Origin of the sequence: Aeromonas sp. FDAARGOS 1408 (genome assembly GCF_019048665.1) — a bacterium.
In the GTDB taxonomy this organism is placed as follows: domain Bacteria; phylum Pseudomonadota; class Gammaproteobacteria; order Enterobacterales; family Aeromonadaceae; genus Aeromonas; species Aeromonas dhakensis.
The window spans coordinates 3,709,016-3,728,699 of record NZ_CP077394.1 but is presented as its reverse complement, the minus strand read 5'-3'; the positions used below and the strand labels follow the sequence as shown (position 1 = coordinate 3,728,699).

Annotated in this window: 20 protein-coding genes and 1 riboswitch; of the genes, 11 read left to right on the top strand and 9 right to left on the bottom strand. The window is 59.8% G+C overall.

The window, feature by feature from the left end; translation table 11 throughout:
- Positions 1 to 20: 20 nt before the first annotated feature.
- Together I6L38_RS17170 and I6L38_RS17165 are read right to left on the bottom strand one after the other, a co-directional pair.
- Positions 21 to 1,256, bottom strand: coding sequence for a HAMP domain-containing sensor histidine kinase (locus I6L38_RS17170; RefSeq protein WP_043170692.1), 1,236 nt, complete (start codon positions 1,254 to 1,256; stop codon positions 21 to 23).
- A 43-nt stretch (positions 1,257 to 1,299) separates the two neighbouring features.
- Positions 1,300 to 1,968 carry a response regulator transcription factor gene (locus tag I6L38_RS17165; protein ID WP_010635346.1) on the bottom strand — a complete coding sequence of 223 codons (669 nt, stop codon included), beginning with the start codon at positions 1,966 to 1,968 and terminating at the stop codon, positions 1,300 to 1,302.
- 90 nt (positions 1,969 to 2,058) lie between these two features.
- Here I6L38_RS17165 and I6L38_RS17160 point away from each other — a divergent pair, with 90 nt between their 5' ends.
- The 9 genes from I6L38_RS17160 (at position 2,059) to thiH (ending at position 12,028) form a co-directional block, all read left to right on the top strand.
- Positions 2,059 to 2,475 (top strand): hypothetical protein, encoded by a 417-nt coding sequence (locus I6L38_RS17160; protein ID WP_010635345.1) that lies wholly within the window; start codon positions 2,059 to 2,061, stop codon positions 2,473 to 2,475.
- 85 nt (positions 2,476 to 2,560) lie between these two features.
- On the top strand, positions 2,561 to 3,040 hold the full coding sequence (locus I6L38_RS17155) for a hypothetical protein (protein ID WP_043170693.1): 480 nt from the start codon (positions 2,561 to 2,563) through the stop codon (positions 3,038 to 3,040).
- Between the two features lie 297 nt (positions 3,041 to 3,337).
- Positions 3,338 to 4,819, top strand: coding sequence for a beta-barrel pore-forming toxin aerolysin (gene aerA, locus I6L38_RS17150; protein ID WP_017787365.1), 1,482 nt, complete (start codon positions 3,338 to 3,340; stop codon positions 4,817 to 4,819).
- 105 nt (positions 4,820 to 4,924) lie between these two features.
- Positions 4,925 to 5,038: riboswitch (TPP riboswitch) on the top strand.
- Between the two features lie 277 nt (positions 5,039 to 5,315).
- Positions 5,316 to 7,307 carry a phosphomethylpyrimidine synthase ThiC gene (gene thiC, locus I6L38_RS17145; protein ID WP_302055688.1) on the top strand — a complete coding sequence of 664 codons (1,992 nt, stop codon included), beginning with the start codon at positions 5,316 to 5,318 and terminating at the stop codon, positions 7,305 to 7,307.
- Positions 7,304 to 8,914 (top strand): thiamine phosphate synthase, encoded by a 1,611-nt coding sequence (gene thiE / locus I6L38_RS17140; protein ID WP_216988774.1) that lies wholly within the window; start codon positions 7,304 to 7,306, stop codon positions 8,912 to 8,914. Before thiC ends, thiE begins: the two co-directional genes overlap by 4 nt.
- Positions 8,904 to 9,680, top strand: a complete 777-nt coding sequence (locus I6L38_RS17135; protein WP_216988773.1) for a HesA/MoeB/ThiF family protein — start codon at positions 8,904 to 8,906, stop codon at positions 9,678 to 9,680. Before thiE ends, I6L38_RS17135 begins: the two co-directional genes overlap by 11 nt.
- Positions 9,677 to 9,883 carry a sulfur carrier protein ThiS gene (thiS, locus tag I6L38_RS17130; RefSeq protein ID WP_005357774.1) on the top strand — a complete coding sequence of 69 codons (207 nt, stop codon included), beginning with the start codon at positions 9,677 to 9,679 and terminating at the stop codon, positions 9,881 to 9,883. Before I6L38_RS17135 ends, thiS begins: the two co-directional genes overlap by 4 nt.
- An 85-nt stretch (positions 9,884 to 9,968) precedes the next feature.
- Positions 9,969 to 10,736 (top strand): thiazole synthase, encoded by a 768-nt coding sequence (locus tag I6L38_RS17125; protein ID WP_216988772.1) that lies wholly within the window; start codon positions 9,969 to 9,971, stop codon positions 10,734 to 10,736.
- Between the two features lie 17 nt (positions 10,737 to 10,753).
- The gene (gene thiH / locus I6L38_RS17120; protein ID WP_302055698.1) at positions 10,754 to 12,028 is read left to right on the top strand and encodes a 2-iminoacetate synthase ThiH; all 1,275 of its coding nucleotides are present in this window, start codon (positions 10,754 to 10,756) and stop codon (positions 12,026 to 12,028) included.
- Positions 12,029 to 12,513: 485 nt separating this feature from the next.
- Here thiH and I6L38_RS17115 read toward each other — a convergent pair whose 3' ends face one another.
- The 5 genes from I6L38_RS17115 to I6L38_RS17095 all read right to left on the bottom strand — a co-directional run bounded on the left by I6L38_RS17115 (position 12,514) and on the right by I6L38_RS17095 (position 15,986).
- Positions 12,514 to 13,377 carry an SIR2 family protein gene (locus I6L38_RS17115; protein WP_216988770.1) on the bottom strand — a complete coding sequence of 288 codons (864 nt, stop codon included), beginning with the start codon at positions 13,375 to 13,377 and terminating at the stop codon, positions 12,514 to 12,516.
- A gap of 1 nt (position 13,378) precedes the next feature.
- Positions 13,379 to 14,392 (bottom strand): ParA family protein, encoded by a 1,014-nt coding sequence (locus I6L38_RS17110; protein ID WP_216988769.1) that lies wholly within the window; start codon positions 14,390 to 14,392, stop codon positions 13,379 to 13,381.
- A 251-nt stretch (positions 14,393 to 14,643) separates the two neighbouring features.
- Positions 14,644 to 15,186 (bottom strand): GNAT family N-acetyltransferase, encoded by a 543-nt coding sequence (locus tag I6L38_RS17105; RefSeq protein WP_201899827.1) that lies wholly within the window; start codon positions 15,184 to 15,186, stop codon positions 14,644 to 14,646.
- A gap of 22 nt (positions 15,187 to 15,208) precedes the next feature.
- Entirely contained in the window at positions 15,209 to 15,670 is a 462-nt protein-coding gene (locus tag I6L38_RS17100; protein ID WP_254204168.1) for a hypothetical protein, read from the bottom strand.
- Positions 15,651 to 15,986: a hypothetical protein gene (locus tag I6L38_RS17095; RefSeq protein WP_042009055.1), complete on the bottom strand. Its 336-nt coding sequence runs from the start codon at positions 15,984 to 15,986 to the stop codon at positions 15,651 to 15,653. Before I6L38_RS17095 ends, I6L38_RS17100 begins: the two co-directional genes overlap by 20 nt.
- 666 nt (positions 15,987 to 16,652) lie before the next feature.
- Between I6L38_RS17095 and I6L38_RS17090 the strand changes: the two genes are divergently transcribed.
- Positions 16,653 to 17,234 (top strand): penicillin-binding protein activator LpoB, encoded by a 582-nt coding sequence (locus tag I6L38_RS17090; RefSeq protein WP_216988768.1) that lies wholly within the window; start codon positions 16,653 to 16,655, stop codon positions 17,232 to 17,234.
- Between the two features lie 79 nt (positions 17,235 to 17,313).
- Here I6L38_RS17090 and I6L38_RS17085 read toward each other — a convergent pair whose 3' ends face one another.
- Positions 17,314 to 17,730, bottom strand: a complete 417-nt coding sequence (locus I6L38_RS17085; RefSeq protein ID WP_208201060.1) for an N-acetyltransferase — start codon at positions 17,728 to 17,730, stop codon at positions 17,314 to 17,316.
- Between the two features lie 96 nt (positions 17,731 to 17,826).
- Complete coding sequence (locus I6L38_RS17080; protein ID WP_005308203.1) at positions 17,827 to 18,144, bottom strand: hypothetical protein; 318 nt, start codon at positions 18,142 to 18,144, stop codon at positions 17,827 to 17,829.
- Between the two features lie 330 nt (positions 18,145 to 18,474).
- Between I6L38_RS17080 and I6L38_RS17075 the strand changes: the two genes are divergently transcribed.
- On the top strand, positions 18,475 to 19,404 hold the full coding sequence (locus tag I6L38_RS17075) for a sensor domain-containing diguanylate cyclase (protein WP_017783669.1): 930 nt from the start codon (positions 18,475 to 18,477) through the stop codon (positions 19,402 to 19,404).
- The last annotated feature ends 280 nt before the right edge of the window (positions 19,405 to 19,684 follow it).

Genomic DNA, 19,684 nt, shown 5'->3' with positions numbered 1-19,684 from the left:
AGGGCTGGGGATGAGGAGCGCTATGCCTTACCTTGCGCGGGGTCGTTGGTGATCATCGCCAATCGGGCGCTGAAGATGCCCTCTTCCAGCCGGGTCTCTATCTGCCAGCCCAGCTTCTCGCAGATGCGCTGGATGATGGTGAGGCCGCAGCCGTAGCCGAGGATCTGATCCGGCGCGGCGGCGGTGGGGTTGCTGATGGTGAGCAGGGGGCCGGCCAGCTCGATGTCGATATGGCCATCGGCGTAGCTGAGGGCATTCTTCAGCAGGTTGCCGAGCGCAATGGCGAGCAGGGAGAGGGGGGCCAGCGCCTCGCTCTCATCGTCCAGCTGCAACCGGATATCCAGCTCCTCCCGCTGCAGCAGCGGGGCGAGGCGGGCCAGCTCCCGGCGAATGAGCGGTGCCACCTGCTGGGGCGGGCGTTCCACCTCTTCCTTGCGGCCCAGCAGCAGAAAAGTCTCGGTGAGCAGCGCCATCTCGTCGGCGGCGGCGCGAATGCGGGTGGTGGCGCGGGCGGCGGGGGCGGGCAGATCGCTCACCTTGCCGAGCAGGGCGGCCGAGCCCTGGATCACCATGTTGGGGGTGCGCAGCTCGTGACTGGCGAAGCGGCTGAACTCCTGCTCGCGGGCAAATACCGCGGCCACCTCCTGCTTGCCGGCCAGCAGTGCCAGCTCTATGTCCCTGAGCTCCTGCCAGGGGGCATCGGGTACGAAGTCCGCCTGATCCGGGGTGAGGTGAGCAACCCGCTGCTGCAGCCGCTGCAGCGGCCGGGTGATGTGGCGCACCAGCCAGATGCCGAAGCCGATGCAGCCGAGCAGCAGGGTCAGCCCGATCAGCCGGGTGGCCAGGTGCAGCTGATCCTCGTAGGGATCCAGGTAGTCGTCGGCGTCGTCGTTGAACACCAGATAGAGCAGCCCCTTACCGGACGGATGGGGCCGCACCAGGAAGTGCTTGTCCTCGTCCCCCAGCACGTGTTCGTAGAAGCCCGGGCTTCGGTAGGGCTTGAGCCAGATCGGCAGGCGGCCGGCCTCGGTCCAGTAGCTGGAGAACTGGCGCGGGCTGGGGGCGGGGGCCGCCATGCCGAGCCGCAACCAGTCGTCGCTGTAGCGGGTCACCTCCGCCTCCAGCCAGTGACGCAGGCTGAGTTCCTCCATCTTGTCCTCCGCCACCACCATCAGCAGGCTGATGATGATCAGCAGCAGCAGGCCGGCACCGCTCAGGGTGAGGATCAGGCGACGGCGCAGGCTGGGCAGGCTCATAACGGCCTCCCTGCGGGCTGGTTCAGGCAGCGCTGGCGGCCCATCATGGGGTCACCAGTCGATAACCCTGGCCGTGCAGGGTTTCCAGCATGGGAGCAGGGAAGGGCTTGTCGAGGGCGTTGCGCAGGGCATAGATGTGGCTGCGCAGGGCGTCGGAGTCCGGCTCCTCGTCGCCCCAGACGGTGTCGAGCACCTCCTGGCGGGTGACCAGCGCGGGGGCCCGGCGGGCCAGCAGGGTGAGGATCTGGAACGGGATCTTGCCGAGCTTGAGCTCGACCCCGGCCCGGGTGGCGCGGCCGCTGGCGGGATCCAGGGTCAGCTCGCCCACGCACAGGGCCCCCATGTCGCTGCGGGGGCCGCGCAGGGCCAGCGCCTGCAGCCGCACTTCCAGCTCCTCCATGGCGAACGGCTTGACCAGATAGTCGTCGCCGCCGGCCTTGAAGCCCGCCAGCTTGTCATCCAGGCTGTCGCGGGCGGTGAGAAACAGCACCGGGGTCGGGATCCCCTGCTCCCGCAGGCGGGCTACCGTGCTGAGGCCGTCGAGGCGCGGCATCATGACGTCCATGATGATGACATCGAAGCGCTGCTCGGCCAGCAACTGCAGGGCCGCCTGGCCGTGGTAGGCGCAGTCCAGCCGGTGGCCCGCCAGCTCCAGATAATCCATGATGGTTTCCGCGACCTGGGGATTGTCTTCCACCACCAGTATTTTCATGCTTTGATCTCCTGGTTCCGACCGCCATTTCACGGTCATCTCACACCGGATGAGGCATCCTGTGTGGCAGTGTAACCCCGAGGATCCCCGATGAAGAAGTCTCTCTGCACTCTCCTGCTGCTGATCTTGCTGCCATTCGGCGCTGCGCAGTCGGCGGAGTTCAAATTGACCGGCCGCACCACCTGGCAGCTGGGCCAGCTGATGGTCAACGGCATTCCCTTTGTGCTCGACGAACAGACCCGTTTCAAGGACGGGCTGAGAGAGGACGATCTCGGCGGCACCTGGGTCGACCTGGAAGGGGTGGTCGAGGGCGAACTGCGGCTTATTCGGGAGGTCGAGAAGCTGGAGGAGGATGACGAGATGGATCTGGAAGGGCCGGTGGAGCAGGGGCGGATCTGGGGTTATGTCACCTCGGACGACAGTCTGGCTCCGTTCGAAGGACGCTGGCTGGAGCTGGAGTGCAAGTTTGACGGCATGCGCCTGAGCCGCTGCCGCGAGGATGATTGACGCACGGCAAGACGAACCGGGCGGAAAAAACCACTCAGCGGGCCCATAGTTAAACCTCGCACGGTTTCACTATGGGCCTTTTGCTATGACACGCACCTCCCTCCTGCTGCTGGCGCTGCCGCTCTGCGCTCTGGCCGCCGATGGCGAACTCTGGCTGGTGGAGCTGGAACACAACGATGGCCTGCGCCTGCAGTTTCAGGGGGCCGAACTCGAGCTCGGCAATGCCGCGCTGAGCGGGGTGGCAGGCAACGATGAACTCAGACCCGGCATGCGTCTGGCCATCCTCAGCCGTGACGGAGTCGCCGAGCGCATTGGCATGGCCGACGCCATCGCCGGATTCTTGCCGACCAGCCAGTGGCGCCGGGCCGAAGCCTCCCTGCTGGCCGTCACGGGCCGCGCCCTGCGGTTGCAGGGGCTTGGCGTGCTGTCCTTCGATGACGATACTCGCTGGCTGAATGGCAGCCCGGCCGACCTGCAACCGGGCCGCAAACTGGTGCTCAGTCGTAACCTGCAGGGCCGCCTGACCGAGATCCTGATAGCCAATCCGGAAGATGAACCAGAATAAGAGCCATGTCATCCCGCTACTTAATATATATATTGCTAAATTAGAAATATCTATTTGTCTATATTCTGAAGTATGATTAAGTGATGAATAAAATAATAAAGTGAATGCTCTGATATTATTTTTATTAATATCAAAAAGCCTTCAATTAATTACTTTATTAATGTTATACATGCATCAAAACGTGGTCTGGATCGCATATTGAAGCCAATATGACTGATATTGTCGTACTCACATGTCACCTGCGGATATATAAGCGTTGGTGAATGTATGTCAATGTTTAAATATATTGGGGTTGCTATGCAAAAACTAAAAATAACTGGCTTGTCATTGATCATATCCGGCCTGCTGATGGCCCAGGCTCACGCGGCAGAGCCCGTCTATCCAGACCAGTTGCGCCTGTTCTCGCTGGGTCAGGAGGTCTGTGGCGACAAGTATCGCCCTATTACTCGAGAAGAAGCGCAGAGCGTTAAAAGTAATATTGTCAATATGATGGGCCAGTGGCAAATAAGCGGTCTGGCCAACGGCTGGGTAATAATGGGACCGGGTTATAATGGTGAAATAAAACCTGGCTCGGCGTCCAATACCTGGTGTTACCCGGTCAATCCTGTTACCGGAGAAATACCCACCTTGTCAGCCCTGGATATTCCAGATGGTGATGAGGTGGATGTGCAGTGGCGACTGGTACACGACAGCGCGAATTTCATCAAGCCAACCAGCTATCTGGCGCATTATCTCGGTTATGCCTGGGTGGGCGGCAATCACAGCCAATATGTCGGTGAAGACATGGATGTGACCCGCGATGGCGATGGCTGGGTGATCCGTGGCAACAATGACGGCGGTTGCGAGGGTTATCGTTGTGGCGAGAAGACGTCCATCAAGGTCAGCAATTTTGCGTACAATTTGGACCCCGACAGCTTCAAACATGGTGACGTGACCCAGTCTGATCGCCAACTGGTCAAGACGGTGGTGGGCTGGGCGATCAACGACAGTGACACCCCGCAATCCGGGTATGACGTCACCCTGCGTTACGATACCGCCACCAACTGGTCCAAGACCAATACCTATGGCCTGAGCGAGAAGGTGACTACCAAGAACAAGTTCAAGTGGCCACTGGTAGGGGAAACCGAACTCTCCATCGAGATTGCGGCCAACCAGTCATGGGCATCCCAGAACGGGGGTTCTACCACCACCTCCCTGTCGCAATCCGTGCGGCCGACGGTGCCGGCCCGCTCCAAGATCCCGGTGAAGATCGAGCTCTACAAGGCTGATATCTCCTATCCCTATGAGTTCAAGGCCGATGTCAGTTATGACCTGACCCTGAGTGGCTTCCTGCGTTGGGGTGGCAATGCCTGGTATACCCATCCGGACAATCGCCCGAACTGGAACCACACCTTCGTCATCGGACCGTACAAGGACAAGGCGAGCAGCATTCGCTACCAGTGGGACAAGCGTTACATCCCGGGTGAAGTGAAGTGGTGGGACTGGAACTGGACCATCCAGCAGAACGGCCTGTCTACCATGCAGAACAACCTGGCCAGAGTGCTGCGCCCGGTGCGGGCGGGGATCACCGGCGATTTCAGCGCCGAGAGCCAGTTTGCTGGCAATATCGAAATCGGTGCGCCCGTGCCCCTCGCGGCGGATGGCAAGGCGCCTCGAGCTCTCAGCGCGAGAAGGGGAGAACAGGGCCTGCGACTGGAGATCCCGCTCGATGCGCAAGAGCTCTCCGGGCTTGGCTTCAGCAATGTCAGCCTGAGCGTGACGCCAGCAGCAAATCAATAACGGCAGTGCGTTGTAGTGATGGAACCGGGCCTCTGGCCCGGTTTTCGTTTGCACTGGTCGGGCTTGTTAAAGGCTTGTGCTTTCCATTTCCCCACTTATACTGGCGCCATCTTGTCGGAGTGCTGACCGTCGAACGACGCTAAGCTGAGACCGTTAATTCGGGATCCGTGGAACCTGATCAGGTTAAGACCTGCGAAGGGAAACAAGGGTAACTTGCGGGTTACCGCGCCGGGGCAAACTCTCGCTCATCAGGAGCAGGGCCCCACCCATCAAGGGTTCCGCCCGCGATGGTTCAGGCGCACAGAGGGGGAGGCCGTCCCGTCCGGTTGTCCATAGGACGCCGGGTTTCCAGACTAGGGAAACACCGGGATGGCAGAGCTGGGAAGATCCATGCCCGACTCACTCCCCCCTGCACACCCCGTCGCAAGTTCATCTTCTCCTCGAACTCCAGACAAGCAAACACCCATAACTTCAACCAGTTAATGTGAGTTTTGCTATGTCTACCAATGTTTCTGATACCACCAAATCCAGCCGCCGCGAGCAGCGCTCCAGCGCCCAGACCTTTATCGACAACCTCAAGGGGATGGCTCACCCCAACTCCCGCCGCATCTTTATCCAGGGTTCTCGCCCCGATATCCGGGTGCCCCTGCGGGAAATCCAGCTGGCCGACACCTTCGTCGGCGGCACCAAGGAAGCCCCCCAGTTCGAGCCCAACGAGCCGGTGCCGGTTTACGACACCTCGGGCCCCTATGGGGAAGAGGCTGCCCCCATCGACGTGCGCCGCGGCCTGCCACGCCTGCGCGAACAGTGGGTGCTGGAGCGCGCTGACACCGAGGCGCTGGAGGGGCTGAGCTCCACTTTCACTCAGGAGCGCCTGGCCGACGAGGGGCTGGATCACCTGCGCTTCGAACACCTGCCGAGCGCTCGCCGCGCCAAGCCGGGCCGCCGGGTGACCCAGCTGCACTACGCCCGCGCCGGCATCGTCACCCCCGAGATGGAATTTATCGCCCTGCGCGAGAACATGGGCCGCGAGCGGGTGCGCTCCGAGCTCTTGCGCACCCAGCACCCGGGTCAGGGCTTTGGCGCCAGACTGCCCCAGAACATCACCCCTGAGTTCGTGCGCGATGAAGTGGCCGCCGGCCGCGCCATCATCCCCAGCAACATCAACCACCCGGAAGCCGAGCCCATGATCATCGGCCGCAACTTCCTGGTGAAGATCAACGCCAACATCGGCAACTCGGCGGTCACCTCCAGCATCGAAGAGGAGGTGGAGAAGCTGGTGTGGTCCACCCGCTGGGGCGCCGACACCGTGATGGATCTCTCCACCGGCCGCTATATCCACGAGACCCGTGAGTGGATCCTGCGCAACAGTCCGGTCCCCATCGGTACAGTGCCCATCTACCAGGCGCTGGAGAAGACCAACGGCATTGCCGAAGACCTCACCTGGGAGCTGTTCCGCGACACCCTGCTCGAACAAGCCGAGCAGGGGGTGGACTACTTCACCATCCACGCCGGCGTCTTGCTGCGTTTCGTGCCCATGACCGCCAAGCGCCTCACCGGCATCGTCTCCCGCGGCGGCAGCATCATGGCCAAGTGGTGCCTGTCCCACCACAAGGAGAACTTCCTCTACGAGCACTTCCGCGAAATCTGCGAGATCTGCGCCGCCTACGATGTGAGCTTGTCGCTGGGTGACGGCCTGCGTCCGGGCTCTGTCTATGACGCCAACGACGAGGCCCAGTTCGCCGAACTGCGCACCCTGGGCGAGCTCACCAAGATCGCCTGGGAATACGACGTGCAGGTGATGATCGAGGGCCCCGGCCACGTGCCCATGCACATGATCGAGCGCAACATGACCGAGCAGCTGGAGCACTGCCATGAGGCGCCCTTCTATACCCTGGGCCCGCTCACCACCGACATTGCCCCGGGTTACGATCACTTCACCTCCGGCATCGGCGCCGCGCTCATCGGCTGGTACGGCTGCGCCATGCTCTGCTACGTGACCCCCAAGGAGCACCTGGGCCTTCCCAACAAGGAGGACGTGAAGCAGGGGCTCATCACCTACAAGATCGCCGCCCACGCCGCTGACCTTGCCAAGGGCCACCCGGGCGCCCAGATCCGCGACAACGCCATGTCCAAGGCGCGCTTCGAGTTCCGCTGGGAGGATCAGTTCAACCTGGCGCTGGATCCCGACACCGCCCGTGCCTACCACGACGAGACCCTGCCCCAGGAGTCCGGCAAGGTGGCCCACTTCTGTTCCATGTGCGGGCCCAAGTTCTGCTCCATGAAGATCACCCAGGACGTGCGCGACTACGCCGCCAAGCTGGAAGCGGTGGAGATCAAGCTGGTCGGCATGGATGGCCAGCAGGAGCGGGTCGTCGCCGAGGTGGAGAGCGGCATGGCCCGGATGGCTGAAACCTTCAAGGAGACCGGCGGCGAGATCTACCACCAGGCGGCGACCCTGATGCAGGCCGCAGGGGAGGAGGCGTGAGCAGCGAGCGCGGGGCTGTCAGCCCCGCCGACCTGTCCGCCGTGACAGCGGCTCCGCGCCCCGTGGTCTGGACCATAGCAGGTTCCGACTCCGGTGGCGGTGCCGGCATTCAGGCCGACTTGCACACATTGCACGATCTTGGCGTGCACGGCTGCTCCGTCATCTCCGCCATCACGGCCCAGAACTCGGTGGCGGTGAAGATGGTCGACCCCGTGTTGATGCAGACCTTCACCGCCCAGATCGACGCCCTCGGCGTCGATCTGCCGCCCGCTGCCATCAAGATCGGCCTGCTGCCGACCCGGCTGCACGTGGAGGTGCTGGCCCGTCGACTGGCAGCCATCGAGGCCCCTTTCGTGGTCTACGACCCGGTGGCCATCGCCAGCACCGGCACCCCGATGGCGGAGCCCAATATGCTGGTGGCGGTGCGCGAACAGCTGCTGCCACGTCTGTCGCTCATCACCCCCAACGGTCCCGAGCTGGAGGCCCTGACCGGCTTGCCGGTCAGCAGCCCCGAGCTGGTGCGCCTCGCCGCACGGCGGCTCCGTGAACTCGGCGCGCGCGCCGTGCTGGTCAAGGGGGGCCACCTTGAGTGGGGCGGGGATCTCTGCCTCGACTACTACCAGGACGAGACCCGCGAATTCTGGCTCGCCGCGCCGCGCCTCGATACCCGCCACGGCCACGGCACCGGCTGCTGCTACGCCAGCGCCATCGCCGCCGTGGTGGCGCAGGATTATCCGGTGGAAGACGCCATCACCCTGGCGCGTGCCTACCTGCAACAGGGGCTGGCGGCGGCGCAGGGGGTGGGGGCAGGCCCGGGCCCCCTCGCCCACCTCGGCTGGCCTGCCGATCTTGCCCACTTTCCCCGCGCCGTGCTGGCGGGATCAGCGCTCGATCGTCGCTTCGGACTTTATGAGGCGAGCAGCGCCCGCCTGCCGGATGGCCCCTTTGCCGCAACCGAACAGCATCTGGGCCTCTATCCGGTGGTGGACTCGGTCAAGTGGCTGCGCCGCCTGCTGGGGGCCGGGGTCAAGACCATCCAGCTGCGGATCAAGAATCTGCCCGCCGCCCAGGTGGCACCGGCCATTCGCGATGCGGTAGCGCTCGGTCGCCGCCATGGGGCGCGGCTCTTTATCAACGACTACTGGCAACAGGCCATCGAGACGGGTGCCTGGGGCGTGCATCTGGGGCAGGAGGACATGGAGACCGCCGATCTCGCTGCCATTCAGGCGGCCGGGCTGCGCCTTGGCATCTCCACTCACGGCTACTTCGAGCTGATGAGGGCCCGCGAGCTGACCCCCTCCTATATAGCGCTGGGTCATATCTTCCCGACCAACACCAAGGCCATGCCTTCGCGCCCGCAGGGGCTGGTGCGGCTGCATCGCTACCGCGCCCTGATGTGCGACTGGCCGACGGTGGCCATCGGAGGCATCAGCGAGGAGCGGGTGGCGGCGGTCAAGGGGAGCGGGGTCGGCAGCATCGCGCTGGTCTCGGCCATCACTGCTAGCGACGACTGGCAGGGGGCGACCGAACGGCTGCTCGCTGCCGTGGGGGCGGGGGATGAGCCACGCTCGGCCACTGACATAAGAGAGGTGGAACATGCGCTCTGATGAGGCGTCTCTTAGTGACAAAGAGTATCTGAGATACGGCCGTCAGCTGATGCTGGCGGAAGTAGGGGAGGCGGGTCAGGCGCGGCTGAAAGATAAGTCCGTGCTGATCGTCGGCCTCGGCGGGCTGGGCTCACCGCTCGCCCTCTATCTGGCCGGGGCCGGGGTGGGCACCTTGTGGCTGGCCGATGGCGATACGGTGGATTCCAGCAACTTGCCGCGCCAAATCCTGTTCGATAGCGAGGCGGTCAACCACTCCAAGGCGGAGCTGGCCCGCGAGCGGTTGGCGGCCCATAACCCGCTGGTGGAGCTGATCGCCATTAACCAGCGGCTCGATGCCGCCAGCCTGCCGGAGTTTGTGGCCGAGGTAGATCTGGTGATCGACTGCTGCGACAACCTCGCCACCCGCCAGGCCATCAACGCCGCCTGCGTGGCTCAGGGCAAGCCCTGGGTCTGTGCCGCCGCAGTGGGTTGGCAGGGGCAGCTGATGGCGCGAACCAGCAGTGAGCACGCCTGCTACGCCTGCCTCTATCCGCTGGATACCAAGCTCGCCCAGAGCTGCGAGACCAGCGGCGTCACCGGCCCGCTGGTCGGAGTGATGGGCTCTTTGCAGGCGCTGGAGGCACTGAAACTGCTGCTCGGTTTGCCAAGTCCGGTGGCCGGCACATTGCGCCGCTTCGATGCGTTGACCCATCAGTGGCAGACCCTCACTCTGGCTCCCGACCCCGATTGCCCGGTTTGCGGGCAGCACAAGGAGATCACCCCATGACCTTGACCATTCGACTCAACGATAAAGCCCAGCCGCTGGCGGCAGGGCAGAGCGTGGCCGACCTGCTGGCGGCGCAAGACGTTAATCCACAGGGGGTGGCGGTAGCCCTTAACGGAGCCGTGCTGCCCCGAGGCCGCTGGGCCGAGACCCGTCTCAATGACGGGGACGAACTTCATCTCTTCACCGCCATTGCGGGAGGCTGATCCATGATGCTTGCGTTCCCAGCTTCGAGTGCTCTGCCTTGCGGCGGAACTTCATCTCTTCTTACCACTGTGGCGGGAGGCTGACATGCTCAAAATTGCCGATCACACCTTCTCTTCGCGCCTCTTTACCGGCACCGGCAAGTTTGCCCGACCGGAACTGATGGCCGCCGCCATCGAGGCGAGCGGCTCCCAACTGGTCACCATGGCCATCAAGCGGCTCGAACCGGGCAAGGCCCACGACGATATCCTGAGCCCCTTGCTGCAACTCGGGGTCAAGCTGCTGCCCAACACCTCCGGCGCCAAGACCGCCGCCGAGGCGGTGTTTGCCGCCCACCTAGCCCGCGAGGCGCTGGGGACGAACTGGTTGAAGCTGGAGATCCACCCTGATCCCCGTTACCTCTTGCCCGATCCCATCGAGACGCTGAAAGCCGCCGAGCAGCTGGTGAAAGAGGGCTTTGTGGTACTGCCCTACTGCGGCGCCGACCCCGTGCTCTGCAAGCGGCTGGAAGAGGTGGGCTGCGCCGCCGTGATGCCGCTCGGCGCGCCCATCGGTTCCAATCAGGGGCTGGTGACCCGGGAGTTTCTCGCCATAATCGTCGAGCAGGCCAATGTGCCCGTGGTGGTGGATGCGGGGATCGGTGCGCCGAGCCATGCCGCCGCCGCCTTTGAGCTGGGCGCCGACGCCGTGCTGGTCAACACCGCCATCGCGGTGAGCGGCGATCCGGTCGCCATGGGCCGCGCCTTTGCGTTGGCCTGTGAGGCAGGCCGTAGCGCCTATGAAGCCGGTCTCGGCGCCCGCGCCCTGCAGGCGCAAGCCTCCAGCCCGCTCACCGATTTTCTGGGGGCGTTATGAGTCATGATGCTGGTGCTATGGGTCGCTCCGAGCCTTTTGCACAACCCCAAGTACGCCCGAGTGATAGCTCCCCTCTCCCTCTGGGAGAGGGGGTGAGGGCAGAGGCTGATTCGGTGCTTGAAGGGGGCGAGTTCTGCGCTCCTCCCCCTCCCAAGGGGGAGGCCGGGAGGGGGTTGGATTTTGCCAATCGCTGGCAGGAGCTGGAGTGGGACGATATCGGCATGCAGATCCGCGCCAAGACCGCCGCCGATGTGGCACGCGCCCTGAGTGCCCCGCGCCGCACTCTGGCCGATTTTATGGCGCTGATCTCTCCGGCCGCCGAGGCGTTTTTGCCGCAGATGGCGGCCGAGGCCGAGCGGCTGACCCGCCAGCGCTTTGGCAACACCATCGGCTTCTATGTGCCGCTCTATCTGTCGAACCTCTGCGCCAACGACTGCACCTACTGCGGCTTCTCCATGAGCAACCGCCTGAAGCGCAAGACCCTGAGTCTGGAGGAGATAGAACGCGAGTGCCTCGCCATCAAGGCGCGCGGCTTCGACAGCGTGCTGCTGGTGACCGGCGAGCACGAGCACAAGGTGGGGCTCGGCTATTTTCGCGAAGTGATGCCCATCATTCGCCGCCACTTCAGCACGGTGGCGATGGAGGTGCAGCCCCTCTCGCAAGACGAATATGCCGAGCTCAAGACCCTCGGCCTCGATTCGGTCATGGTCTATCAGGAGACCTACCACGCCCCCACCTACGCGCGCCACCATCTGCGTGGCAACAAGCGGGACATCGCATGGCGCCTCGCCACGCCGGATCGGCTGGGCCGCGCCGGTATTGACAAAATAGGGTTGGGGGCGCTGATCGGTCTCTCATCGGACTGGCGCGCCGACAGCTACTTTGTCGCCGAGCATCTGAGCTGGCTTGAGCGCCACCACTGGCAGAGCCGTTATTCGCTCTCCTTCCCGCGCCTGCGCCCCTGCACCGGCGGGCTGGAGCCTGCCGTCATCATGTCGGATCGCCAGCTGGCCCAGCTTATCTGCGCCTGGCGCCTCTTCTCGCCGACCCTGGACCTGTCCCTCTCCACCCGCGAATCGGCTACGTTTCGCAACGGCGCGGTGCGTCTTGGCATCACCCAGATGTCGGCAGAGTCGCGCACCCAGCCGGGTGGCTATGCCGAGGGAGATGCTGAGGAGCTGGAGCAGTTCGCCATCCACGACGACCGCCCGGTGGGGGAAGTGGCCGCCGCCGTGCGGCAGGCGGGGTTGCAGCCGGTGTTTAAAGACTGGGAACCCTTCTTGGGACGATAGGGGCGGCCACGCCCCCCTTTGCCGGTGGCATCCGGGGCGTTCAGCCAGACTCCGTGCCTGTGGCGAGCAGGCACGGCTGCGCCGCGCAGTCGTAGGGTCGATTAGCCGGTAGGCGTAATCGTCCGGGGGGATAGTCGATGGCACGGCTTCGCCGTGCAGGACGCGAGGCCGCTGGCCTCGAAGGGGGGTCGCCCGCCCTTCGGGCTTGGGCGAGTGACTTTTCTTTGCGTGGCCAAAGAAAAGTCACCAAAAGAAAGGCCACCCCCGCTTATTCGCCCGACTTAAGTCGGGTTCCTTCGACTCACCCGCTTGTCCGACGGCACGCGCCGACGAGCCGTCCATGGCCCGGCGCCGCTCGCTCGACATCCTGTCTCGCGGCCTGGACAAGCGTGCTCGCCTCAGCGAATAAGAGGGGGGAGAAAAACGTATTCAGCATAGTTCCCTGGCTGCTATCAACTACCACTGATAAGGTGATTTTGGATACCTTAAGATGGAACTGTACTGCGTAGCGCTATAACTTCATTTCTTAGATCATTTAAAGCAGGGATGAAGTTTGAGTAATCATGATTTGTGTTGTCATACTCTATATATCGGATGTTATATGCTTTTTGGATAGCGTTAACAATCGATGAATGCTCACCACTAGGCATCAAGGCATAGTGTGGATGTGCACATTTAATTGATATGTTGGTATTCTCTAAAATTAACTGTATATCAGGGTCTGTTAAACTACACCCTATGAATAAGATAGTGTGAGTGAGAAATAATCCGTCTAGCAAATGATAGAAGTTCTGGTGCTGACTCTTTGTGTTGAAATATTGAGAGCGAGTTAAAACCAACCTTTCAGGCTCTTTTACGCAACCATGCGCCTTTATAATTACTCGATTTGGAGAGCGAATATCATCTAAGGTGTTTTCATCATAGTATCTTTTAACAACATAGCCATTTTCGCCATCGATAGGTCCACACTCTTTTTCATATATAACATCATAGTTGGTTTGTATTACTATTTTTGCATCAAGTTCGTGAACGATCTTGTGAAGCTCTGATGGCGTATATCTTGGAGTCAAAAAGTGTTGTCTAAAAAAGTCTTTAGAATCAGGGATGTTGATGTCTGAGAATATTAGCTCTGCAGCATTCAAATAATCCATTGAGTCTATTTTTTCTTTGGAGAGTCGCTTTATATCGTCTGTTAAATTTAACTCTCTGACAGCATCTTCTAAGAAATCTTTCCATGACGGTGGCTTTTTACCTCCATCACCCTTACTTGTAGATGATGCCCCGGCGCCTAAAAAAATAATACAGCGTCTATCAGCAATTTCTCTAATTAAAGATGGGCTCCACCTCATATCACTCACCTATATTGCTCAGAATTCTTGCTGTGATTTGCTTCAGAATGGTGTGATATTTTTTAGATTGAGAGTAATGACTTCCAACTAGCCCATCCGCACTAACAAGCGCTCCGATTGGCGCGTTCACTGCTTGTGCTAAAGGAATAAGGCTGAACATGTTTGGTATTTCTCCAAGGTTCATTTTTGTACCTTTTTTAGTATACCTACCCAAGCTCTCCTTTACTTTTACTGGGAAGTCTTTTGTTATGTTTTCGAAAGCCTTGGTTGGTCGGCGTTCACCACCAGTATATTTTGCTATATATGCTTGAATGGTATATCCCAAGAAGCCTGATTCAATGCTTAGTTTCTTTGGGATACCATATTTGTTTATTGCGCCATTATATTTCTTTTCACAGTTTGAAATAGCATTACTATAATCCAAAATCCATGTGTCAAACCAATCGCCAATGTTTTTCAGACCGATAATACTAAATATATCTGCTCCCATGGGGGCAACAAAATGGTTTGATGCTACAAGGCATGTTCTATTTAAAGAACCTAAGCTTGGACCTAAGTCAAATATAATGAAGTCATAATCATCTTTAAAGTGGTTGCATAAAGTATTAGCCCAAGTAGTTCTTCTTAGACCCTCTATTTCTCCTGCGGCAGAATCCCTCCATGCTTGACTTAGTCTCTCTTCAATAATGGATATTCTTGGATGCCCAGGAATGAGGTCAAACATGAATCTATTTTCATTTTTACTAATGGGGGTGACATTTAGGTTAAGGCTGGAGTCACCAAATTCAATAGGCTCAAGAACTGTCAAAATAGTATCTATTTTATTGGGGTTCTTATCATAAATATCAACTGCTCTATCTTCCCCTAAAACTAGGATAGTTGTGTTGCATTGAGGGTCACAGTCAATCACTAGAATTTTTTTGTTGTGATCACTTGCTAATGAATATGAAATATTACAAGTTAGAGTGGTTTTTCCAACACCACCTTTGTTATTAAAAAATGATATTGATTTCATTGTGTTGACCATAAACATTAATAGACCATGGAGACATGATATCCCTAACTGTTTGTGGTGGTCTAGTCTGACGTGATTTATATTTTTAAATTTTTGGCCTAGGTCACCTTTGATTAGATAGTAGTGGTGACGACTAATGGCACCTGTGTATTCGCATTTGGTGACATAAATTGTTCCCACAAAGACTTTGTGAATTGATGGTTGGCTTAGGAGGGGAATATGACATTCAGTTATGTATATCGCTAATGGAATCACTTCGCATGTACAAGGGCATAGATATGCGCATCAAGAGGCAGGCCATGTAGAAAGATGCGATTCCTTGCCCGGCACTCAAAGGTGGCCCCTGCGGCGATGGCGACGGCTTCGCTGGCGATGTTGCCCACCCCCATCACGATCTCCAGCCGAAATAGCCCCAACCGTTCAAAACCAAAGTCACGCAGCAGGATGACTGCTTGCCGGGCGATGCCTTGTCCTTGGCGGGACTGTCGCACCCAGTAGCCGATATTGCCGTAGCGATGATGGGGGGCCAGCTGGTTGATACCGGCGCCACCCAGCAGCTGGCCGGTGGCGGCGCAGAACATGCCCATGTCAAAGGCGCGCCCTGCCGCGCGATCCTGATCGCAGGTGGCAAACCAGGCCAGCGCCTGCTCCCGGTTGAACGAGGGAGTGCACCAGCTCATCCAGCGGCCGACCGTGTCGATGGATTCGTGGGCCGCGCGGACAAAGTCATCGGCATCGCTCTGCTTGAAGGGGCGGATCACGATCTGGGTGTTGGCAAGGGTGGTGAGCTGCATAGGGCTTCCTGCTTGAGGGAGGCTATGGGGCGGCGCTGCTCAGTTGCTTGAGGTAAGCGGTCAGCGAGAATGGCTGAGCAAATTCCTTCATGCCTGCCAGCCTGTCCAACTCTGCTTGGCTGACTTGCTGCAACTGGTTTTGCTGGGCTGTCGTTAGGGTGGTGGCTCTCGCCTTGATCAGGGTGTCGAGAAAGGTGCGGTCTCCCTCTACTGCTTGATGAAATGCCTTGAGCGCCAGCGCATCGACCTCTGCTGCGGTGCAGCGTTCCATGCTCTTTTCATGCAGATAGATAAGCGCGGTTACTTGTTGGTCTCTTTCCAGTGACCAGAAGGCGTCGCTTTTCGCGGGCAGTGCGGCGCTGTGTTGTGACTTGATGGCTTCGCACCGTTCAAACGCCGGATCCAAATCATGCAGTGACAAGGCCATGCTGCTTTGGCAAATGAAGAGCAGCAGAAATGTAAATTTACTTGTTATATGAGGCATGAACACATTTCCAGAACTGGGATTCTTTGCCTGCTGAAGACCATGCCATGGGTTCAACAACCTGGTTTAGTTTGTGGCGCAGGATATTGGGAATGCCTTCCATTGCTTGGCCATATAACTCCCAGTCGTAATCATTGATGTTGTAAACCACGTCTTTGGCACTTCGCGGGTCGCTGAAAATCGTATAAAGCGGTGTGGTGGAAACAGCGACCGCCAGTTGATTGGCACTGTCTACCAGCTGGTCCATTTGCTCTAGAGCATCGATTGAACGGGTGCTCAATGTCAGTCCTTTGATCGGACATGTAGCTATCCCCATGATACTCTCCTGTAGTTGGATATTAATGAGACCAGAATGGATATCATTTATACGGCAAGTGATCAAATAAAAAACAGCTGAACGAGGGCCATGTTGCCTGTATCAGGCGGAACAGCGAACTTAAGAGGTAGGCCATTATTATGATGTTGCTGGTTGTTGCGTTGATTGCATGTAGCTACTTCTTGTCCGGTTGGGGGCGCCTTGCGGACAGGCGTTTTGTATGTGGATCATCCTTGATGCTTCTGTACCTTGCCCTCTATTATTTTTTTCCTTCTGATATCGTTGGTGGTTCGATTTATCTTGGGCGATTGGGGCAATATCTACCGGTTTTGTCATACGTCGCCATATTATTTGGCGAAGCTGCCTTTCCCTCCAACAATTCAAGGTATGTCCCTTGGATCGGCGTTGGCGGGCTGATTGCGTCCTCTTTCTATCACGTAATGTTCTTCGTAATTTAATCGTGTCGTGGGGTGACAGCTTGCCCCACATCGGAGCGAGATATTCGGCTGTTTGCGTTGCTTGTTCGCCAGTCTCTGTCGCCCGGTGGTGGTGGGCACATCGACCCCGCAGGGGTTTGTCTCTAGCATAAGGAGGATGCGGGGCAGGGGCTCCGCCATGCGGGTGGTGGTTGATGCCCGTTTATTGGACTTCTGGCGGAGAGAAAAGATGAAGCTGCGTTCCTTGTTGATGGTGGGGGCCCTGCTGCTGGGCGGCTGTGCGGTTAATCCCTACGGTGGAACTCAGGCCCCGGTGAGCGAGCCGGATGCCCCCGTGGTGCAGCCGGACAAGCCGGTGACCAAGCCGGATACCGGGGCGCCGCTGCCCAAGCCGGTGGCGCCGACCGGGCTGGCGCTGGCCATGGCCGATGCGTTTGTGCAGGCCCCCGAGGTGCGGGAGCTGGCGCAAACCGGTCAGCCAGTGCTGCTGCTCACTCCGCCCCAGAACGGCACCGGCGAGCCGGTTGATACCCGAGCCATGGCGGCGGCCATGAGCAAGCGCATCCAGAGCAAGAGCGGTTTTCGCTTTGTCGACCCGGGTCAGGTGGCGGCCATCACCGGCCAGCTTGAGTATCAGCAGGGCAGGATGAACCCGGCCTCCCTGGTGCGGCTCGGTCGCCAGACCGGCGCCGGTTACATGCTCTACGGGGATCTGGTGGCCGAGGGCAGCCGCTATCGGCTGTCGATGACCCTGATGGAGCTGCGCAGCGGCGAGCTGCTCTGGAGCGGCAGTCGCTCCGCCAGCCACTGATCAGCGAGCGACCGATCAAAAAGAGGGTTGAGTGCCTGTGCACTCAACCCTCTTCTTATTCCAGCCCTGCTGGCAGGGGTCAGGACTCCATCTTCCTCAAAAAATAGGTGGTATGCCCCGGCGGCATGTCCGGCAGTTCGCCAAAGACCTGGTAACCCTGCTTCTGGTAGAAGGGCAGTGCCTGGAAGCTGGTGGTTTCCAGATGAAAGTTGCTGATGCCCTTGCTGCGGGCGTACTGCTCCATGGTGGCGAGCAATCGACCGCCCCAGCCATCCTGGCGGATGCGCTCGTCAATCCAGAGCCAGTCCACGTGCAGCCAACCCCACTTGAGGTCGGCGGTGATGCCGCCGTGCACCTTGCCCGCTTCATCCTTGATAAAACTGGCGATGTGCTCGCGCAGGTGGGTGCCGGCCTGGCTGATGTTGTAGCCCGACAGGCCGATGCGCAGCGCGTCGACATCCTGCTCGGCAGGGGGTTGGGGTTGGGTCAGGTACATGGTCTCTCCAGAGCCGGGTAAAGGGCCTCTATCAATAACCGTTCAGACTCAATCTGGTCAAGCTATTACCCCTTCCCGGCTGCCGCCGGCCCGGCGTCACAGCTGCGGGAAGTAGCAGGCGGCCATGTCGACCGGGTGATCGGGGCTGCCGGGCAGGTAGAAGTGCCAGCCCGCATCGGTGAAGGCGCGCAGCTCGCTCTCCACGAACTTGAGGGCGAGGCTGAGGGCCTGCAGGGCATCGACGCCATAGATGAAGGTCTTGTTGCCAAGGCCGTCGAGCTTTACCTTGCAGCGCCAGTCGCCTCCGGCGGACTTGGGGTCCGGCTCGGGGGCTCCGATGGCAATCTTCACGGTCAGCTGTTCTCCCTCGATGCTGATGGCATCGAAGCGCGCTTTCACTATGGCTCTCTTCATCTGGACGATCCTTTTCCGGGGCCGGCGTCTGCCTGGCCGGGCTGATGGGGGGTGAGTCGGCCGGGAGGGCAGACTCAGGAAGGTCAGCCTAATGGATGCAGGCACCGCAGACAACGGGCGCAGCGGCGGCTTGTGAGGTGGCTTGAAGATCCGTGATTGCTGCTCTTTTGATCAGCGGGTGGCGGGGCAAGCGCTATTTTCCCGCATTGCTTGATGCGCATCCATGAATGGCAGGATTCGCTGCTGGTTCGGCGCCGCGCCCAGCATGATAATTGGGGCAGGCGGCCAGCCCGGCGTGCGCCTCTCGTCCCCCGGATCCAAGGAAACCGCATGGCACTTTCGGTCGAGCAATTATATGAAGTGATGGCCCAGCTGCCCGATCCCGTCTTCATCCTGAGCGAAGATGGCTACTACATCGAATACATCGGCGGGGTGGAGCAGCAATCCTATCAGGATGGCAACCCGCTGGCGGGCAAGCGACTGGCCGATGTGCTGCCCGCCGACATGACCCGCTGGGTGATGGATCAGGTGACCCTGGCGCTGGATTCGGGTCAGGTGCAGGTGGTGGAGTACGAGCTGGCGGCGGTGGAGGTAGAGGGGATCGACGCCTCGGTCGGGCCGCAGGGGATGCAGCGCTTCGAGGGCAAGATTGCCCCGCTGCCCTCCCGCTACGACGGCAAGCGGGCGGTGGCCTGGGTGACCCGCAACATTACCGGCCAGCACGAGCTGCAGCAGCGGCTCAAGCTGCAGAGCGAAACCGACCAGCTGACCGGCCTCTACAACCGCCGCTATTTCTTCGAGCACTGCCGGCAGCGGCGGGAGAGAGAGGCTCCCTGCAGTCTGGTGATGCTGGACATAGACCACTTCAAGCAGATCAACGATCGCTTCGGCCATCAGCAGGGCGACCGGGCGCTGCAGCGCTTCTGCGACTGCGTGGCCGCCCAGCTGCGGGCGGACGATCTGTTCGTGCGCAGCGGCGGCGAGGAGTTTCTGATCCTGCTGCCCGGCATGAGCGAGCCGGATCTGCAGGCGTTGGCGGAGCGGATCCGGGCCGCCGTGGCGGCGCTACCGGCGGATCCGGTGGCCTTTACCGTCAGTCTGGGCACCACCCTGGTGCAGCCGGGGGAGGAGATCAACCAGGCGCTGGCCCGCGCCGACGAGTGGCTCTATCGGGCCAAGCGGGCGGGTCGCAACCGGGTCGCTCACTGCCCTGCGGATGGCCAGCGCAAGGGGGCAAAACAGGGGAAGCCAACCCCCTGATATATGGCGGCAGGACCGGCACCAATATATCGGCGGCGGCCTGGGCCATTCATTGCATAATTGGCTGATATTGCCGGGCTGATGCTGTTAATATTAACGGGCCACTCTCTGGCCTTATTCAAGTTGTTGAGCAACTCATCGAGGTTTTGTCGTTATGTTATCAGACGGAGCTGAATTGATTATCTTGAGGCCAAAATGACACATCTTATTTCCTTTTGAAACAAGCTGATTCAAACAGTCATGAATTATTAACCTTGACCTTTATGGCGATTTCAACGAT

What these genes read in the sequence shown, in the direction of transcription:
- I6L38_RS17170 (WP_043170692.1), bottom strand. Translation starts at nt 1,256, where the DNA reads ATGAGCCTGCCCAGCCTGCGCCGTCGCCTGATCCTCACCCTGAGCGGT.
- I6L38_RS17165 (WP_010635346.1), bottom strand. Translation starts at nt 1,968, where the DNA reads ATGAAAATACTGGTGGTGGAAGACAATCCCCAGGTCGCGGAAACCATC.
- I6L38_RS17160 (WP_010635345.1), top strand. Translation starts at nt 2,059, where the DNA reads ATGAAGAAGTCTCTCTGCACTCTCCTGCTGCTGATCTTGCTGCCATTC.
- I6L38_RS17155 (WP_043170693.1), top strand. Translation starts at nt 2,561, where the DNA reads ATGACACGCACCTCCCTCCTGCTGCTGGCGCTGCCGCTCTGCGCTCTG.
- aerA (WP_017787365.1), top strand. Translation starts at nt 3,338, where the DNA reads ATGCAAAAACTAAAAATAACTGGCTTGTCATTGATCATATCCGGCCTG.
- thiC (WP_302055688.1), top strand. Translation starts at nt 5,316, where the DNA reads ATGTCTACCAATGTTTCTGATACCACCAAATCCAGCCGCCGCGAGCAG.
- I6L38_RS17135 (WP_216988773.1), top strand. Translation starts at nt 8,904, where the DNA reads ATGCGCTCTGATGAGGCGTCTCTTAGTGACAAAGAGTATCTGAGATAC.
- thiS (WP_005357774.1), top strand. Translation starts at nt 9,677, where the DNA reads ATGACCTTGACCATTCGACTCAACGATAAAGCCCAGCCGCTGGCGGCA.
- I6L38_RS17125 (WP_216988772.1), top strand. Translation starts at nt 9,969, where the DNA reads ATGCTCAAAATTGCCGATCACACCTTCTCTTCGCGCCTCTTTACCGGC.
- thiH (WP_302055698.1), top strand. Translation starts at nt 10,754, where the DNA reads ATGGGTCGCTCCGAGCCTTTTGCACAACCCCAAGTACGCCCGAGTGAT.
- I6L38_RS17115 (WP_216988770.1), bottom strand. Translation starts at nt 13,377, where the DNA reads ATGAGGTGGAGCCCATCTTTAATTAGAGAAATTGCTGATAGACGCTGT.
- I6L38_RS17110 (WP_216988769.1), bottom strand. Translation starts at nt 14,392, where the DNA reads ATGAAATCAATATCATTTTTTAATAACAAAGGTGGTGTTGGAAAAACC.
- I6L38_RS17105 (WP_201899827.1), bottom strand. Translation starts at nt 15,186, where the DNA reads ATGCAGCTCACCACCCTTGCCAACACCCAGATCGTGATCCGCCCCTTC.
- I6L38_RS17100 (WP_254204168.1), bottom strand. Translation starts at nt 15,670, where the DNA reads ATGCCTCATATAACAAGTAAATTTACATTTCTGCTGCTCTTCATTTGC.
- I6L38_RS17095 (WP_042009055.1), bottom strand. Translation starts at nt 15,986, where the DNA reads ATGGGGATAGCTACATGTCCGATCAAAGGACTGACATTGAGCACCCGT.
- I6L38_RS17090 (WP_216988768.1), top strand. Translation starts at nt 16,653, where the DNA reads ATGAAGCTGCGTTCCTTGTTGATGGTGGGGGCCCTGCTGCTGGGCGGC.
- I6L38_RS17085 (WP_208201060.1), bottom strand. Translation starts at nt 17,730, where the DNA reads ATGTACCTGACCCAACCCCAACCCCCTGCCGAGCAGGATGTCGACGCG.
- I6L38_RS17080 (WP_005308203.1), bottom strand. Translation starts at nt 18,144, where the DNA reads ATGAAGAGAGCCATAGTGAAAGCGCGCTTCGATGCCATCAGCATCGAG.
- I6L38_RS17075 (WP_017783669.1), top strand. Translation starts at nt 18,475, where the DNA reads ATGGCACTTTCGGTCGAGCAATTATATGAAGTGATGGCCCAGCTGCCC.